The sequence below is a fragment of the Cognatitamlana onchidii genome, from assembly GCF_004804355.1.
Classification (GTDB): domain Bacteria; phylum Bacteroidota; class Bacteroidia; order Flavobacteriales; family Flavobacteriaceae; genus Cognatitamlana; species Cognatitamlana onchidii.
Window position 1 is genome coordinate 383638 of sequence record NZ_SRWZ01000003.1, and the last position, 18620, is coordinate 402257.

At 34.1% G+C, this 18620-nt stretch carries 16 protein-coding genes; 8 read left to right on the top strand and 8 right to left on the bottom strand.

Translation table 11 applies throughout. The features are described from left to right. Positions 1–92: 92 nt before the first annotated feature. The 3 genes from E5D58_RS07935 to E5D58_RS07945 all read right to left on the bottom strand — a co-directional run bounded on the left by E5D58_RS07935 (position 93) and on the right by E5D58_RS07945 (position 6598). Positions 93–1529, bottom strand: a complete 1437-nt coding sequence (locus E5D58_RS07935) for a rubredoxin domain-containing protein (protein WP_136481316.1) — start codon at positions 1527–1529, stop codon at positions 93–95. After that, positions 1529–5050: a nitrate reductase gene (locus tag E5D58_RS07940; protein WP_136481317.1), complete on the bottom strand. Its 3522-nt coding sequence runs from the start codon at positions 5048–5050 to the stop codon at positions 1529–1531. Before E5D58_RS07940 ends, E5D58_RS07935 begins: the two co-directional genes overlap by 1 nt. 126 nt (positions 5051–5176) lie before the next feature. Next, the gene (locus E5D58_RS07945) at positions 5177–6598 is read right to left on the bottom strand and encodes an MFS transporter (RefSeq protein WP_136481318.1); all 1422 of its coding nucleotides are present in this window, start codon (positions 6596–6598) and stop codon (positions 5177–5179) included. 649 nt (positions 6599–7247) lie between these two features. On the opposite strand from E5D58_RS07945, the gene E5D58_RS15130 reads away from it, so the two are divergent. Beyond that, positions 7248–7466: a hypothetical protein gene (locus E5D58_RS15130; protein ID WP_235835868.1), complete on the top strand. Its 219-nt coding sequence runs from the start codon at positions 7248–7250 to the stop codon at positions 7464–7466. A 267-nt stretch (positions 7467–7733) separates the two neighbouring features. Further along, positions 7734–9074, top strand: a complete 1341-nt coding sequence (locus E5D58_RS07955) for a serine hydrolase domain-containing protein (protein ID WP_136481319.1) — start codon at positions 7734–7736, stop codon at positions 9072–9074. Positions 9075–9480: 406 nt separating this feature from the next. Here E5D58_RS07955 and E5D58_RS07960 read toward each other — a convergent pair whose 3' ends face one another. From E5D58_RS07960 to E5D58_RS07980, 5 genes are read right to left on the bottom strand one after another with little or no spacing between them, the layout of a single operon-like run. Beyond that, a complete protein-coding gene (locus tag E5D58_RS07960) occupies positions 9481–10818 on the bottom strand; it encodes a DUF1302 family protein (RefSeq protein ID WP_136481320.1) in 1338 nt (445 codons plus the stop codon). Positions 10819–10858: 40 nt separating this feature from the next. Next, positions 10859–11662 carry an outer membrane lipoprotein-sorting protein gene (locus E5D58_RS07965; RefSeq protein ID WP_136481321.1) on the bottom strand — a complete coding sequence of 268 codons (804 nt, stop codon included), beginning with the start codon at positions 11660–11662 and terminating at the stop codon, positions 10859–10861. Between the two features lie 27 nt (positions 11663–11689). Further along, positions 11690–14020, bottom strand: coding sequence for an efflux RND transporter permease subunit (locus tag E5D58_RS07970; protein ID WP_136481322.1), 2331 nt, complete (start codon positions 14018–14020; stop codon positions 11690–11692). A 9-nt stretch (positions 14021–14029) separates the two neighbouring features. After that, positions 14030–14821, bottom strand: coding sequence for an SDR family NAD(P)-dependent oxidoreductase (locus E5D58_RS07975; RefSeq protein ID WP_168796658.1), 792 nt, complete (start codon positions 14819–14821; stop codon positions 14030–14032). 46 nt (positions 14822–14867) lie between these two features. After that, entirely contained in the window at positions 14868–15269 is a 402-nt protein-coding gene (locus tag E5D58_RS07980; protein WP_136481324.1) for a MarR family winged helix-turn-helix transcriptional regulator, read from the bottom strand. An 85-nt stretch (positions 15270–15354) separates the two neighbouring features. On the opposite strand from E5D58_RS07980, the gene E5D58_RS07985 reads away from it, so the two are divergent. From E5D58_RS07985 to E5D58_RS08010, 6 genes are all read left to right on the top strand, one after another. Continuing rightward, on the top strand, positions 15355–15654 hold the full coding sequence (locus tag E5D58_RS07985; protein ID WP_168796659.1) for a DUF1905 domain-containing protein: 300 nt from the start codon (positions 15355–15357) through the stop codon (positions 15652–15654). After that, a complete protein-coding gene (locus tag E5D58_RS07990; protein ID WP_136481325.1) occupies positions 15651–16226 on the top strand; it encodes a Crp/Fnr family transcriptional regulator in 576 nt (191 codons plus the stop codon). The genes E5D58_RS07985 and E5D58_RS07990 overlap by 4 nt, the downstream gene beginning before the upstream one ends. A gap of 79 nt (positions 16227–16305) precedes the next feature. Beyond that, positions 16306–16767, top strand: a complete 462-nt coding sequence (locus E5D58_RS07995; protein ID WP_136481326.1) for a carboxymuconolactone decarboxylase family protein — start codon at positions 16306–16308, stop codon at positions 16765–16767. A 130-nt stretch (positions 16768–16897) separates the two neighbouring features. After that, positions 16898–17458, top strand: coding sequence for a Crp/Fnr family transcriptional regulator (locus tag E5D58_RS08000; protein ID WP_136481327.1), 561 nt, complete (start codon positions 16898–16900; stop codon positions 17456–17458). A gap of 149 nt (positions 17459–17607) precedes the next feature. Continuing rightward, the gene (locus E5D58_RS08005; RefSeq protein WP_136481328.1) at positions 17608–17979 is read left to right on the top strand and encodes a nuclear transport factor 2-like protein; all 372 of its coding nucleotides are present in this window, start codon (positions 17608–17610) and stop codon (positions 17977–17979) included. A gap of 227 nt (positions 17980–18206) precedes the next feature. After that, positions 18207–18599 (top strand): YybH family protein, encoded by a 393-nt coding sequence (locus E5D58_RS08010; RefSeq protein ID WP_168796660.1) that lies wholly within the window; start codon positions 18207–18209, stop codon positions 18597–18599. Positions 18600–18620: the final 21 nt, after the last annotated feature.

An 18620-nucleotide genomic window follows, 5' to 3' on the forward strand; every position in this document is an offset into this window, starting at 1 on the left:
GAGATATAAAAATTCCTGAGCAACAAACCATTGTTCAGGAATTAATGGAATAATAGCCGTAATAATTATTATGGTATTTAGAGCACTATAAACTAAGTGGTCTTAATTAAAACTTTCTTTTTAAAACTGCTTTTTGGAGCTTCGCAAAGTGAACATTCGTAGGTCTCTGGTAGATCTACAAACGGTGTATTAGGCCCAATATTCTGGGTGATATCACCATATGCTTCATTATAAACGGTAAGACAGTCTGAACATTGGAATACTTCTTCCTCTGAAGTCTCCTTAACCGCTATTTCAGTGTCCTCCTCCTCTCTTTCCGTCCCCAGTTGTTCGAAATACAGCTGACTTAACTCCATTAACAACCCAGGTAATTCTACTTTATCAACATCTTGCACATGCATAATATACTCCCTGGTATTAGGATCAAAGTTTTTGGCATAGAGCAAATTATAGGTGTCTCTAACTTTAAAACTTCCTTTAAGTTCGGGTTGTTTGTTTTTTTCTATAACTATGGAGGTAAAGTTATAAGTATCACTCTCAAAGCTTGTAATTCCAAAGGTTAAGCCATAAGTACTAATATCATTTTGGTCAAAATTAGTAACTAAATACTTTTTTAAACTCAAGGCATCTTTATCATTTACTGGTAAATGCCAGTTCATTTCCAACATAGAATGGCGAACATTAATACCATATTTACCTAAAAACTTCTCCCACTGAAGTTTCGATTTTAGTGGAATCCCTTTTACAATGAAGGATTTCCATGGTGTGATTGAAATTTTTCCAATTTTATTGTCTGAACACAACTCGCACATAGCTTTTAAAAACGGAATATCGTATCTGTTGTTTCTCCAATACAAACCTAACCAATACCTATCTGTTCCAATTCTATTCATACCCTCATAATATGGAAATGGGTAAAAAGGAACTTCTAATGGTTTGTCGACCGTTCTATTGTTTGTATCTATAGCATCGCTAACTAAATCGAACACCATTTCAATAGATTCTGGCTCTTCAATCAATATGTTTTCAATGGCCAGTTCAATTTTATCCATATCCCAACTGTAAATAAGTGCTGGATACATTTTTGTTTTATTCCATTCTGGTAATCTTACATATAGGTACCAGTAATCCTCGTGTTCTGAAGCTATAAAGTTAACATTACCAGTAAATAAAGGAACCAATCGCTGCTTAGGATCGATAACATTAATGCGCAATTTTGGGTTATGCTTAAACTGCTCGAGTACATAGAGGTACTTATCACTGGTTAGCCACGATGTACTTGGCAAAATTTCGGCAGACACATAGGAAGAGGCGATGTTTTCAACACCATCATGCTTGGGTTTAACAAATTGTATTTTATCAAACTGACTAAACTTACTTTCATCAATTTCCTCTGGAAAGATAATGTCTTGCCGTGACCCGAAAGAGATAGCATCTAAACCGAGGGTTTCGGCTGCTTCACAAATATACTTTAGTTCACCTGGCGACAATACACCTCCATTAATCATTAATCTATATGGCTCAATCATTATGCAAGTACTTTTGAATTATGAAGTATTTCTCTAACTTCTGTTTTACAACTACCACAGCCCAATCCAGCCCCTGTTTTATCGCATAGCTCTGTAAAATCGGTGCAACCTTGTGCAATCGTTTCTTCTATGTTTCCAGCACCAACTTGACTACAAGAACATACTAATTTACCAAGAACAGGCGTATCGTTTGATGATCCTCTAAGCAATTTATCACGCTTATCGGCCATTTCAATCTTACTATCGATAAGGGTCTTAAATTCGGCAAACTCATTCTTATCTCCCATTAAAACTGCACCCACCAGCAAATCGTCCTTAACAATACATTTTTTGTAGTAGCGCTTTTTAATGTCGGTAAAGATAACTTCTTCGTAGCTATCATCATGTTCTGGTACAGAGATATCGCCAATACTACAAAGGCTTAAATCATTAAACTTGAGTATGTTCATGAGTACAGACCCATTGTAGGCCACACTAATATCACCAGCAATAAAATTAGCCAAAATGTTGGCCTGCTCTTCTGCTGCCGACGTAATACCAAACAACTGGTTATTAAACTCGGCTATTTCACCTATAGCAAAAATATCTGGGTGAGACGACTGCAAATGCTGATTTACAATAACCCCTCTTCTACATGCTATACCATTCTCTCGTGCAATCTCCACATTTGGAATCGTACCAATAGCATATACTATGGCATTGGCCGTAATTAATTTACCACTCTTTAAAGTAATATTTAACTCCCCTGTATCTGCGTCGTCAAAGACAGTACTCACCTCGTTATCAAAGTAAATTTGAATACCTCGCTCTTGAACATCTAAGGCCAATAACTTACTTGAAATTTTATCTAATTGACGCTCCATTAAACGAGATGCTCTTTGAATAATGGTAATCTTAGCATTTTTATGCTTCATGGCCGCTGCCAGCTCTAAACCTAGAAGACCACCACCTACAATTACTACATGCTGCTCTTCTGGAGGCAAGCCTGTAGCATCGAGATAGGACTTAAACTTATCTGCATCAATTTTATTACGCATGGTAAAACGACCGGGTAAGTCAATTTGAACATCCTTTGGAATAAATGCGCGACTTCCTGTTGCCAAGATTAATTTATCGAAGTTATGCGTTTCACCACGACTATCTGTAACCGCTTTTGAGCCCTTATCAATATTAGTGATATAGGTTTCAGGATGCAACTGAATATTTAACTTTCCTAATTCTTTTTCTTTGATTTTAAGTAACTGATCCCAACTTAATTCTTCAGTTACATATTCAGGAAGTAAAACCCTGTTATAAAATAAGTTAGGTTCTTTTGAAAACACGTGAATTTCGTCTACTCCGTTAAACTCTCTATAGTTTTGCACAAACCTAAAGGCGGCAGCTCCTGCTCCAACAATAATAATTTTTTCAAAGTCTTTTTTATATCTTGAAACTGATACTCTGGTAAACTTAAAATCTGGCTCTTTAGAGGTGGGGTCTACATGTGTATTTGTTAGATTATTAGCTCTATTTAGGTTACTTTGCAATTGCTTCCCCCAATGCATTGGTAAAAAAACCACACCTTTTTTAATGGTTTCTGTAATTTTTGCTCGTACTCTTACCACACCATTTTCTCCCTTTATTTCTGTAATATCCCCATCCATAATTTTATATAGGTAGGCATCTACAGGGTTTATTTCTAAAACTGGTGTTGGGTAATGTGTTTTTAATCGAGAAACCTTTCCTGTTTTGGTCATTGTATGCCATTGGTCTCTTACCCTACCTGTGGTTAGTATTAAAGGGTAATCGGCATTGGGTAAGACCGAAGTATTTTTTGTGGTACTTGGTAAATTAAACTGTGCGTTTTGAGAAGGCGTATAGAATTTTTTATCTTCAAAAAGTCTTGGAGTTCCTTGATGTCTATGCTCTGGCACTGGCCACTGAAAAGTACCCTCGGCTTTTAGTCTATCATAATTCAAGAAAGAAACATCTATGTTAGTTCCTTTGGTCATTGAGGCATACTCATCATAGATTTCGCTAGAACTGTTAAAGTTAAATCCTCTAAAGCCCATACGTTGTGCAAAATCGCAAAATATTTCAACATCAGGTCTAGCCTCTCCTGGGGGATCAATTTCTTTTGGTAAATATGAAATCCTGCGCTCGGAATTAGTCATAGTACCTTCCTTTTCTAACCAAGCAGCTGCGGGTAATACTAAATCGGCAAATGCCACGGTATCCGATTTATGAGATATATCTTGAACCACTACAAACTTGGCATTTTTCATGGCTTTTTCAACTCTATTTAAGTTGGGTAAACTTACCAAAGGATTGGTACAAGCAATCCAAACAGCTTTGAGCTTTCCACTTTCAAGAGCATCAAACATTTCGGTAGCTGTTAAACCCGGTTTCGGGTTTATTTTATCTACACCCCAAAATTGTGCAACTTCACGACGATGCTCTTCATTCATTAAGTCTTTGTGAACAGCTAATAAATTTGCCATGCCACCAACCTCACGTCCTCCCATCGCGTTGGGCTGCCCAGTTAATGAAAAAGGACCTGCTCCAGGTTTTCCAACCTGTCCTGTAATTAACGACAAGTTTAAAAGCGATACATTTTTATCGGTTCCTACAACACTTTGATTAAGTCCCATAGCCCACATACTAATAAACCCTTTAGAAAGTCCTATGTACTTAGCCGCTTTTTTAATATCATCTTCTTCAACTCCACATATTTTCGAGGCTTCTCTTAAGGAAGTAGAAAGGATTAACTCTTTGTATCCCTTAAATCCGTCTGTATGCTTAGCAATGAATTCTTCATCAATCAACCCGCTTTTATACAAGCATCTTCCAATAGCATTATATAAAACCACATCGGTTCCTGGAAGTAATTGTAAATGCAAATCTGCAAAATTAGCAGTATCCGTTTTACGCGGATCTACCACAATAATTTTAACATCAGGGTTTTCTTCTTTATGCTTTTCTAACCTGCGAAATAATATAGGATGGCACCAAGCTGGATTAGCTCCTGTAATTAAAAATGTATCGGCCAGTTCGATATCCGCATAAGAAATTGGGACACTATCTTCTCCAAAGGTTTTTTTATACCCTACAACTGCAGAACTCATGCACAAACGTGAGTTGGTATCTATATTATTGGTTCCAATAAAACCCTTTGTTAGTTTATTGGCTATGTAATACTCCTCTGTTAAGCTCTGTCCTGATACATAAAAACCAACACTATCTGGACCATATTTTTTTATAATAGATTTAAAAACACTGGCTGCTCTGTCTAGTGCATCATCCCAATTAACACGCTCTCGAGGATGCGATCGACTCCAACGCATTTCTGGGTATAAAATTCTATCGGACGTATCGTTTGCCACATAATGCAAATTCATACCCTTAGAACATAACATGCCTTTATTTACTGGATGATCTTTATCGCCTTCAACAAAAACCTTGTTGTTATTGTCCTTTTTAACAATGATACCGCAGCCTACACCACAATATGAACACGTTGTTTTCACCTTACTTTTAATCATCCAGATTCATCTTTTATACTAAATAATACAATCTTTTTTCAGCAAACAAATGCTTAAGCTATTATTTTGAAAACCATAAAAAAGGTTCATTTAATTTCAAATTTGATAAAATTTCACAATGAAAAATTAGCTTTTCACTTTTATAGGTACTAGGTTTTCTTCGCTAAGATTTGTGTTTATTTCTTCTACTTCTTCGTCTTCCGTTGAAAAGCGAATCGCTAAAGAAACTACCGCAGTCACAACCACAATGGCTCCAATTATGAAATAACCACTAGATACTGCGGTAGCTGATGCTGCCGATTGAGCAGCCTTTATAACCTCTTCACCTAACCCTTGATTAGACATAATAGCTGCTTTTTCTGCAACGGCCGATTGAGATTTTAACAACATAGCAGCTAAAAATGCCCCTACATTACCTCCGGCTCCAACGATTCCAGATACAGAACCTATAGCTTTTTTATTAATGAATGGCACAACAGAGAAAGTAGCACCTTCTGCCATTTGTACCGATAAACTAAATAATATTAAAAAGGCTATGCCTACATAAATGCTGGTTGCCGTTGAGAATGTCATTAACATAACACCTTGAACAGCTAATATCGCTGCTAAGAATAAAACACGACCTCTTAAACCCTTTAACTTACCAAATCTGTCTCCAAAGAAACCACCTAAAGTTCTTGCGAAAATATTCATTAAAGCAAACGATAATACAATATTACCAGCTGTTACTCTTTCTAACTGAAATGTATTTTGAAGGTAATCATCCATGGTTCCATAAACAGTCAGTTCAATTCCAAAACATGAGGCATATACCAAAAACAAAATCCATGTTCTGTAGTCTTTTAAAACAGTACCGAAACCTACTTGATCTTTCTTTTTATCAATTTTAATTCCTGACGCTTTTAAATCTTTAAAATTCCCTTGTGGTGTATCTTGGGTAAAAAAGAAATATACAAGACCCATAAGAAAACAAACCGCACCAGCAATTACCATTGAATATCTCCAAGCCTCTCCTTCGGCAACTCCAAAACCTATTACGGCAGCAGCAATAATAGGCATCCCTAATCTATTAGCTCCACCACCAAGATTTCCCCAACCTGCAGACGTCGCATTTGCTGTACCTACAATGTTTGGCGCAAACATTAAAGAAGTATGCACTTGGGTAATTACAAACGATGCTCCAATAAAACCAATAAAAAGTCTACATACTAAAAACTGTGTAGGTGTTTGCACTAAGCCACATAATATAACAGGAATAGCACCTAACATTAATAACCAAGTATAGCACAGTCTTGGACCATATTTATCACACAATTTACCAATGAGTAAACGCGCAAATACAGTTCCTGTAACCGCTAAAATAATGGAGTTCCATTTTTGATCGGGTGTTAAGCCTAGGTCTCGTACAACGTCTGGCATAAAAGGCACGATACCAAACCATGAAAAGAAGCATAGAAAAAATGATATGGCCGTTATCCAAAACGTACGAATTGAAACGTTCTTAAAATTTAATAAATTTAATGTTGTTGATTTAGTTTGTGTGTTCATAATTAAGTACTTTATACGTACAAAACTACGTATTTATACTTAATTACGTGTATCAAAAATTAAGTATCATATAAAAATTATGAGGTTGACAATTTTGATGTGCTGATTTTGTTGATTTGATAAAATGATTCTGTTCATTGTTACCAAATATTGGAATTAGATACTTTGATTATCTAAGATTTAAGGTGTAATACAATATCTATATTTAATTATTTTGTAAGAATTATACGTATATTTACTCAAATAAACATAGTGTAGATAAACGCAATTGCGTTTATCCATACGTTGGCAATAATATAAAACAACCTGATGAAACCAGTTTTAATACTAACATTTATCATTATAGCCTTTTGGTCAGTAATAACAACTTTTAGAGCAATCTATCTGATTTTGACAAAAGAATTTAAAGGAGACAAAACAACTTGGATTTTGATTTCAATGATTGGAATTATTGGCCCAATAATATGGATTACCAAAGGAAAAAAGCTGCTTTCTGAATGAAATACAGCATTCCAGATAAAAGAGAATTGACAAAATCTGAAATAGAATTTTTGACTTATCTGTTTGGGAAAGAAAAATCAGAATGGAATAAGTTAATTGGTAATCTTAAAGTTATTGCGAGATGTGTTGCGGAAAATGTCCGACTATAATGTTTGGAAAAACATTTGACTCGGAAATTCAAAAAGGAAATTTAATAATTGATTACTCAGGAAAAGGTAAAAACGGAGAATTAGTCGGAATTTCTCTGTTCGGAACTGACCAAATGCCGACCGAATTGGAATTTTACTCAGTAGACGGAGAATCAGATATTACGGAAATGCCGAAAATTGATACTCTGAAATCTATGAGCGAAAATCTGACTGAATGAAAAAAATACTATTGCCAACAATGTATAACCGCAATTACGGCGGATTCGACTACGTCCGAATCCACTCGGAATTGCTAATGTCAGTGCTTAACCGAAAATTAACGCATATAAATCCGTAACTGACGGTTATACGAGACCGTTACCCAACATTTGACCCGTCCTGAATAAAGGCTACATAATTTTAAACATTATGTATAAAAACGACAAAGTCATCAGACGGTATTGAGAACCTTCAAATAACAATTGATGAAAATTTAATTATCAAACATGAAAAAAAATATTTTTTACTTAGGCCTTTTATGCATTCTGTTGCTGAATGGGTGTCAAACTAAAACAACAAAACAAACACCTACTGTGAAGCACAATGGCGTTAAAGCCAAGTTGGAACTCTTAGAAGCCAATGAGCAGTTCATTCAGAATTCAGAAAAAGGCGGTATCCCTCACGCCAAGTGGGATGCTCCAGAGTATGCTGCGTATAGCTTTACTAATGCCTACAAATACACACGTCATTACCGAATTTCACATGGCGTGCTGGGTGCTTCCGAGGCCGTACTTACTCCAGAAGTATTAGAAGTTACGAATACACTTAATCTTAAACAGTTAAAAGCTTATGATGCTGATCAGGAACTGGATCTTGAAACTTTGTTAAGAGAACGGTTAAAGAATCATTCCATGGTTATTATCAAAGATGATAATATTGTACATCAACACTTTTGGAATGGAATGGACAACAACGCTACTCACTTAGATATGACTGTTACCAAATCGTTTACTTCAATGTGCGCATCAATTGCGGTTAAAGAAGGTAAGCTCGATATGAGCAAGCAAACTACTAACTATTTACCTTATCTTAAAGAAACTGCATTCGATGGTACCACGGTTCAAGAAGTTGCCGACATGCGCACAGGATTGGATATTCCAACCCCAGAGCACCTGTCATGGGACCCGAGATTTACCTTGTCACAAGAGTGGAATGGTCCTAATGATAGCGGCCTATTTGGAATATCTGAATACTTAAGTCTTATTAAGGATCGAAAGTACCCCATTGGTGAAAAATACCAGTATCAAGACCCTAATACAGAAGTGTTGGGTATGGTGGTAGAAATAGCCACAGGAAAAAACTTGGCCGACTATTTTCAAGATAAAATGTGGACCAAACTTGGTGTAGAAAACGATGCTTTCTGGATGGCCGATCCCTCCGGATATGTTGTTGCTTCCGGCGGTTTAAATATGACAACTCGCGATTTAGCCAGAGTAGGCAAAATGCTACTTAATGATGGAAACAATTATATTGGTGAAAACATTATTCCAAAGGAATTTATTGATGCGATTTGGGAAGGGAATGAATTAGTTCGCAACGCTTGGAAAGACAGTAAAGAAAGTCATTTAGCTGCTGACGCTTGGTATAAAGACCAATTTAGAATACTGAACATTAAAGGCCATAAACTTCTATGCATGGTTGGTATTCATGGGCAGGTAGTGGCTGTAGATAAAGACAAAAATGTAGTAATTACCATGAATAGTGGCTATACACAAACAGAAACTCCTCGTATGGCCAACCTTATTTTTTACCAGACGTTACCGACAATTTTGAATGAATTAGACTGAATATAAAAAAATAGAAATTAGTTTATATTAGGATAATGCTATAGTTCGTTTGTTTGTCGCTTATAACTACAAAATTCAATGCTCACGACAGTTGTCCTTCGAACCAATCACATTACCTCCTTCTTTGTGTCTGCATCTTTGCATTGAGCTATTTATATGACAAATAAAATGGAATGAGGTTTATCAATTAGAATTGCATTGGCCAACTTTTGGTATGCAGACTTAAACGCAGATTTAACATATTCAGCGAACGTACAGAACTATTCTTATTCATCATTAAAAAGTAATAAATGTATATCTGAAAAAACAACTGATACTTTCTAATCGCGTCTCAAGCAATTTTTAGAACAACAACGTTGTCATTCTCGAGACTGTTTAGTTACCAAAAAAATTTATACTTATAAGATCAAAGTCCCCACATAAAACCCAAAGACACTCTATTTCTATCTTTAAACTGTCCGAAAAGTTGATTTTCATTTCCGTAAAAAAAGCTACTTTCTAAATGCAGCCGAACTGAAGAATTCATCCAATACCCAACTTGCGGTCTGATATAGCCGTCTCCATGATTGTAATTATGACCCCATAAAACGTCAAGAGTTAAATTATCGTTCATCATCTCTTGCTGCAATTTTAACGAGGTATTTGTTTCAAATCGATCTCTATTATATGCCGAGATATCGTCGGTAATAACATCACTAAACAATTGAGCACTAATTACATGTTCACCCTTTACATAATCAACTCCAAATGCGGACTTATAAACATTTGATATTTGTACCCCATTACTAATAATAGGATTAGTAGTTATAAAATTTTGATTAAAAACATACGCCAATTCAGCTCTTAAAGTAGAAGAACCTATTACCTTATTCAATGTTCCTCCTATTAAATGTTGCCTTTCATATTCTGGTGTGAATATAACACTTGGTCCGTTTTCATTATCTAAATCTAATCTATTGTAAAATGCTGGTAAATCGTCATAATAATAAAAGTAATTTACCGAAACATCCCACCCTTTGATAAAGGAACTAAGCTTAAAACCATAATCAGAGTCTTCTAAAAACCGATTTGGTCTTTTGGGTCGCCTAATAATTGTTGAAATACCATCAGGCGGTTTTGGAAATATACTTGAAGTAAAGAAAGGCGCATCAAAACTAGGGATAATATGATATGTATTATCAGGAACCCAAACCAACTGTACTCCAATATTGAGAATATTAAATTCACTTTTTGCGGACCATAAGGGTATTCTACTATCTTCAAAATCATCCAGAATAAATTCTCTGAAATTTTGCGGATTAACAACGTCTAAAAGTTTTAATCCATCTGTTTCTCCCCAAACGATTTGTTGTTTACCCAGCATAATTCTTAGGTTTTTACCCACTTTAGCATGATAATAAAGTTCCCTTAACTCAAGATTCGTTCGGTCTCCAATAAACAAACGTCTACTAAACTTAGAAGCAGAATAATCCTTAGATTTCCCTGGTTCTAAATTATCATTCAATTCTGAATAAACCTGGCCAATTAAGACTAGTTTAGATGCATGATTAATGTGATATTCAAATCTTGGCTTTAAAACTATTTCCGATTTCTGCATTTTATTTCCTTTAAATTCATAGGAAAAATCTGTTAATGCAACCAAGCTTGCCTTAAAAGCATCTTTAAATTTTCTTCTATTTGCTTGGGCATTAGTTTTTATGCATAAAAGCAGAACTGTAATAACTAAGCTAAACGTTCTAAACACAGTTATTTTTTATTAGTATGTTGTTTCTTGAAATGTTTTCTTAGAGTCCGTTGACTAAAGCTTCTTTAGTGAAAGTATCATCACTAATATTTGTCTGATAATCAATATCACTATTTAAGAATATGGTTTCATGGCCAGTCTTGTGATTTTTGACAAAGATTTTATGATATGTCCAAATACCTTGAACTTGTTTAACATCTGTTATTTCAATTGTTTTTAAATGATTTTGAGCAACATCCCAACTTTCAGCTTTTCTAAGCATCCAAATCTTAGCATCAATCCAAAATTTCACTTTTCCATAGCCCAATTCTTTGGCAATTTCTTTCGTTTTTGGTGTACCTTCAACAATAAAACATGCTTGCCCTTTAATAATTTCTTTACCAAGGGTTTTGTAATTATAATCGTCTAAACTAATTCGTGTTTCTAACTTTATATCTTCATAAGTAAGGTCGGTACCCAGAAAATAATCCCCTCTATTAGCTGCGGAAATTCGTCGTGTTTTCCGTAATGCAGGCATATACAACCATTGGTCATCATCTACAGAAGCATTTGGATAATCATAGGTTAAAAATGCTGTTCCTTGAACGCTTCTTGGTGTTTCGTAAAATATGGCGAGACGCTTTTCTTTTCCATAGTACTTTCTTAAAGAAATAGTCTCTCTAATTCTAACTTTACCACGCTTATCTTTAAGCGCCATGGTTAGCTTTCTTTTCATTGAAATCCCCTCATTTCTTTCATGTGTTTTTTCGGCAATATGCTGCCCTAATGGTAAATTTTGAGCATTAGTTGTTGTACTTAATATTAGCATTAGCACTGTTACTGAAATAATTTTATATGTTTTCATAATCTAAATGGTTTACTATTAATTCTATTACTTGTTAATGTTGAAAAATTTGGGTTTGCTCACCAGAACTATTGCTGGTAAAAGTGTCATGCTACCAATAAAGCTAACAGACACAGCCACTGCAACTAGAAACCCAAACTTACTAAGTGGTGGCACTGAACTTGTCATTAAAACACTAAATCCGAGCGCTAAGGCTAGAAAATTAAAGAGCAAAGCACGTCCAGCAGATTTGTAAAACTCTGAATAAGCCTGTTTAACTGGTAAACCTTGGTCATTTAAAAGAAACTTTAACCTATCAACTGTATGCACCGCAAAATCAACGCCTATTCCAATAGCTATCGCAGCAAACATTGAAGTGCCAACGGCCAACCAGATATTTAGTAATCCCATAACTGTATAAATAAACAGTACCGAAATAGATACAGGAATAATGGTTAATAAGCCAGCGGAAAAAGACCTAAAACTTAAAGCACTAACCAATAACACAACCAATAATGCTAATCCTGCGCCTAAAAAATGATTGAAGCCTAAGCGATTTATCCAATATGCATCTACGGTAACTTTCCCTGTGGTAGTTGCCTTTATAGTATCGCTATTAAAATTGTTACCTAAGTACGAATTTATAGCGTCTACAACAGGTTTCTCAAATTCGTACTTACCTGTATCCATACGTAACCTGATATTAGCAAGACGATAATCGTAGTCTACATAATTATCAAAATCGGTTGGGTCTCCACTTGCAGAATACAGTAAAAAGTATTGCGCTATTAAATCCTTGTTTTCTGGAACCTTATAATATTCTGGATTGTTTTCATGTAACGATTGATTCATTTTTTTTAGAAAATCTACAATCGAAATGCTTCCTTTTACATGAGGTAAGGTTTCTGCATAATATTGTAAATCTTGTATTTTCTGAAGATTATTAGGTTTGAAAATATCTTCATTTTCTGGAGTTTCTACATAAATATCTAGATAAGACGTACCATCTGTTTTCGAATTAATTATGGCATCAGCTTTAACAATAGATTCATCAGACTGAAAATTGGTAATTCTATCTTCATTTATTTCTAACTTAGACGCCCCATTAATTCCAAATAAAATAATTAGAAAAGCAACGGCCAATATCACTCTAGGATATTTGATAACCAAAACACCAACAAATTCCATTATTTTGCCAAATCGGTCTACCTTTTGGTCGGACTTATAAGCCTTGCTAGTTTGAGGTTTTACAAGCATCAAAGCAGACGGAATAAAGAAAACTGCATAAACCAAAGCAGCAAAAACGCCTAAGGCTCCAAATAAACCAAAATAGGTCATTGGCGGCATATATGAAGATGCCGAAACTGCCAAAAATCCTGCGATTGTGGTTATGGAAGTTATTACAATGGGACGCCACATATTTACCATGGTGTGCATTACTAGTTCCTTTTGGGAAAACTCAGGGTGCATTGAGGTAGCCTCGTAATATTCACCTAGAATATGAATGCCGTCTGCTACAGCAATAGCAATGAGTACTACTGGTAAACCGTTGGTAATTACATAAAAATCTACACCAAATGCAGCCATGGTACCCAATGCAATTCCGACAGAGGCTAACACCATAATATTGGGTATCACTACACCTCTTAACCTGCGATACGCAAAAATTAAAATGATGGAAATAACGACTGCTGCAAATGGATTTGTTTTCATCGCATCTTCATCAATATACTTTATCAAGTAACCACTTACAGCACCTTCTCCTGCCAAATACAGTTTTGAATTATTCGGTTGATAGGTATCTAATAGTTTAATTAGGCTCTTATAAACTTCATGTTGTTTTTTATCATAAGTGTCAAGCATTTCTGCAAGAATAAGCGTAGTGGTATGGTCTTTTGATACTAAACTTCCTTGATATAACTCAAAATCATTAATAGCATGTTTAACGTCTTTAGCTTTATCATTAGATAATTCATCAATTTCGTAAAAGGGGTTGACCTCTAAACCATCTTCTGTACCTACAATATTGTTTTCGGTATACAGGCTGGTTATTTGGTCTGGGTCGATACCTTTTACAGTCTTTAAAGCATCACTTAATTCCTGAACTAATTTTAGTGTTTTGGTATTAAACACGCCATTTTCATTAACTATAGCAATAACCATAGGGTCTTTTAATCCAAAAACTTCTTTTGTCTTATTTCTAAACGTAAGAATAGGGTCATCTTTAGGCAAGAATGCATCATAACTTGTGTCTTTAGTCATTTTGGGGATAAACAAGGCACTACATATAATTAGTGCGGCACTTATAAAAAGAATAACTTTGTGATGAGAAGTTACATAGTTAAAAAATGAAACTACTGTGTTGTTTTGAGTTTTCATAATTGAATTTTATAATGTTTTTCTTAGAACTTTTTTAAATACCATTCCAAAAGATTTTGTGTTAAGTTTTCGGGAGAAGAGAAATTTTCCGCTAGAAAAAAGAAATTTATTTACACCACCAGGAATAACGACACGTTTTTTGCCTAAAGCCTTAAGTGCTTCTGTAGCTACAAAAGATGGTTCTAAAGGTTTAAATGGCGTTCCTTCAAAATCATAAACACTAGCTAAATCTGTTGCTGTAAAACCAGGTGTTACTGCTAAAACATCAATATTATGTTTGCTAAATTCTGCTGAAATACCTTCGGAAAAAATCAGGTTATATGACTTTGTTGCGGCATAATTTGATATGTAAGGCACGCCTTGAAAAGCCACAATCGAGGACATGTTTATAATTCCACCTCTTTTTCTAGTTACCATTTTGGACCCAAAATGATGTATTAATTGTAGAGGCGCCTTCACATTTAAATCTATAGTATTTATGTGCTCTTCTGATGTGACACTTAAAAAGTCATTAGAATCTTCACGACCAGCATTGTTAATAAGCAACCCTACTTCAAGGTCTTCAGTAAACTGTAAAACATTAATAATGTCGTCATGATTTGTTAAATTGGCTACAACCACTCTAGCGCTAATATTAAACTGCTTTTCTAAGCTGCTCGTTAATTGATTTAACTTGTTCTCATTTCTTGCAACGATTACTAGATTAAAACCTGCAGAAGCTGTTTTTTCTGCAAAGGCTTTACCTATTCCAGACGAAGCCCCAGTTATTAGAGCCCATGGTCCATATTTTTTTGTATTCATCTTTATTGATTTATGTTGTATATACAACATTTAGATTAAATTTTTTTTAATTTAGTCTTTGTTCTAAAGTCTTTAAACCCGATAAGCCTTCTTCCCCGAGAGTATCACATAGATTAGTCATTAGTGATTCCCAAATCGGTAAAATTTGTCTTAATAGTACTTCTCCCTGCTTAGTCATTTCTATTTCTGGTCGGTAAGCCATGGTACGTGATACCACTCCCCTGTTCTCCAACAATTTTATATTTCTACTCACAGTAGAGCGTTCTAGAAAAAGCGTTTCACCTATTTTGCCTTGTTCCGTTTTCCCTAACTTAGACAATGCAAACAAAATACTCAACTGACTTTCAGTAATATCAAAATCCTTGAGCATTATTCTAAATTCGTTATCTACAATGCGTGATAAACATCTTAGCCTATTTCCAATACATTGTGTTACGTCAAACTTCATTCTATTTGTTTAAATGATGCTACAAATATATAAAAATATGTTGCATATACAACATAAATTATTATTTTTACTTAAAATTGAGCAAATGCAAGCTAAAATTAATTATAAGTTTTCTGCCAATTTGTGGAAAGATACATCATCTGGAGGATGGGTTTTTGTCTCATTACCTAAAAATATCTCAAAGGAAATTAGAGACAACCTTAAATGGCAAGAAGAAGGATGGGGACGCATGAAAGCTTCTGCATCAATCAAGAATGTTGAGTGGGACACGGCAATTTGGTTCGATACCAAAACGGATACCTATTTATTACCAGTTAAGGCTGTAATAAGAAAAAAGGCCCATTTAGAATTAAACGATTTGATTAATGTAAGCATTTCGATATGATGAAGCATAAATTAAAAGCATATTTTGATAAATATGTCAATCTTTCTGATGACGAATTAGAACTCATATTTGAAAAATTAGAAGTTGTTCAATTTAATAAAAAAGATTTTCTATTAACAGCAGGCGCAGTATGTAATAGTAAATATTTTATTCTTGAAGGTCTTATAAGAGTTTATGAGATTACTAGCAATGGTAATGAAACCATAACGCAGTTTGGCGTAGAACATTGGTGGATTACTAATTTAGATAGCTTTATAAATAAAACACCTTCAAGGCTTTCAATACAAGCGCTTGAAAAAACAGTTGTGTTTGCTGTAACTAAAACAAACTTAGATTATTTATATAGAGCTGTCCCAAAACTAGAAAGAGCTTTTAGGATTATTACAGAAAATATGTTGATTGCCATTCAAAGAAAAGATGAAGTTTATATGAAAAAAACAAGTAAGGAACGCTACTTTAATTTGGTGAAATCTATTCCAAACTTTGCACAAAGAGTCCCACAATATATGATAGCTTCTTACCTAAATATTACGCCCGAATATTTAAGTGAAATTAGAAAAAACAACTCATAACATATTTCTTAAGATAGCTTAAGAAGAATAGAAAATTACATCGATAGTTTTGTGTTCTAATTTAAAAACAATACATATTATGGAACGAATTTCTTATAAAGACATTCCCAAAGGGATGTTTGAAAATTTATTGAGTGTAGAAAGTTTTATTAATAACTCGACTCTAGAAATGCACTTACTCGAAATTATAAGATTAAGAGTGGGACAAATAAATGGATGTGCATATTGTGTGGATATGCACCACAAAGAATTGAAAGAATTAAATGAAACAGACCTAAGGTTGTCTTCACTTTGTGTATGGGAAGCTACTCCATACTTTACAGACAAAGAAAGAGCTGTTTTAGAGTTTACAGATAGGTTAACTACATTAAACGGTAAACCCATTTCGAATGATATTTTTAACCGACTTTTAGAATTCTTTACCAAGGAAGAAATAAGCTATTTAACTCTAGCCATTTCGCAAATTAATACTTGGACTAGATTAATGAAAACTTTCAGATTTACTCCAGGGAATTATTCTGTAAAGACTAAAAAGCCATGAAATAAATCAATAAGAAAAGCATAAGCGCATTGAGCTTATGCTTTTTTATATAATTCTTCAACACTAAAAAAATGACTTAACCCAAGTTGTTATATTTGGTAAAACATTACTGTAATAAATAAATTTCCCATTGAAACAGTTCCTGTCATCATTTTATAGAGTTAATGAATCCACCCTAGAAGAATATCTCTCACATTGGTCAGAATATTCAGTTCCTAAAAAATCAATAATTACTGAATGTGGTAAGATAGAGCGTTATCTATATTTTGTAAACGAAGGCATTCAAAAATCCTACTTCTTAAATGAGGAAAAGCAACATGTTATGTTTTTTGCTTACAGCCCTTCATTTAGTGGGATAGTAGAATCTTTTCTCACGCAAACACCTTCCAAATACTATCTTGAAGCTATTACTGATAGTACGTTTTTGCGTATATCTTATGCAAAACATTGTAAATTAATAAAAGCTAATAGAGAATTAGAACATTTATTTGCAAAAATAACGGAAACCTTTTTATCAGAGGTTATAGAAAGACATCATGAATTAATGGCTTTTAATGTTGAAACACGTTTCAAAAAATTTACGCAAAGAAGTGCGCATCTCCTCAATATGGTTCCACAAAAAGACATCGCATCCTATCTTCGTATTGACCCAACTAATTTTAGTAAGTTGGTTAACTCAATTACTATTTAAAATCTTGGTTTATACCAAGATTTAGGTGATTCATTTTTAAGAGTTTTGTCTAAAACAAATTAATAATGGAAATGAAATCAATGAAACAACTATTCTTAATACCAATTTTAATGTTTAGCCTTAATTCTTTAGCTCAAAAAAATGAAACCATGACAAATCAAGACATTGTAATCAAGTTCTTAAATGGGTTTAATAACCCTACACAAATTAAAGCTTCATTAGACTTGTTAGCAGAGGATTATAAATTTAAAAATCCAATGATTCAGTTAAATTCTAAAACAGAATTTATCGCATTGGCTAAAGAAATTGGTGCTGTAGTAACTGGTATAAATATTACAAATATCATTGAAAACTCTGATTGGGTAGCCACATTTTATATTTTCAAATCATCTATACCTGGATTAGAATCAAACTTAGCTTCAGAATGGTTTAGACTTGAAAATGGAATTATTAAAGAATCTCACTTAATTTATGACACTTCTGAATGGCGAAAATTTTATAAGCAGATGAAAAGTAAATAAACTATTGCCATATAACCATTAAGCTTTCTAAAGAAAACGCATTTTTTCAGAATAATTTAAGATCTACTGTAACAGCCATCTCTGGGTTGTGTCTAAATCATAAAGCAAGTACATATTTAATAAAAACAAAATTTATGACTTACAAAATGCAATCAAAATTATTAATCCTCATACTTTTCTGTATGACTTCAATCAGTATTAAAGCACAAACAAGTAAAACAAAAAAAATGACAGTAGAACAACAAAACGTATTAAACACAATCCAAAGAATGACAAAAGCCTTTGAAAATAAAGATATTGACAAGGTTATATCTTGTTATGAATCCAATTCGGTCGTGGTCTTTGAGCCCGAATTACCCGTGTCTAACACTAATACTTTAAGAGAAATGTTTACAGGAATGTCGCAAGTAAATCCTGTTTTCACATACAGTGGTCACGAAGTATTTATCGCTGGAGACATTGCTACTCATATAGCTCCTTGGGAAATGACCGCGAAAACACAAGACGGAACTCAAATCAAACAAAGTGGTCTTTCTATTGCCGTACTAAGAAAACAAAAAAGTGGAGAATGGTTACTGGTCATAGATAATCCGCACGGACAATTCTTAATGAAAAAGTAACAACCTAAAATAGCATTTTGC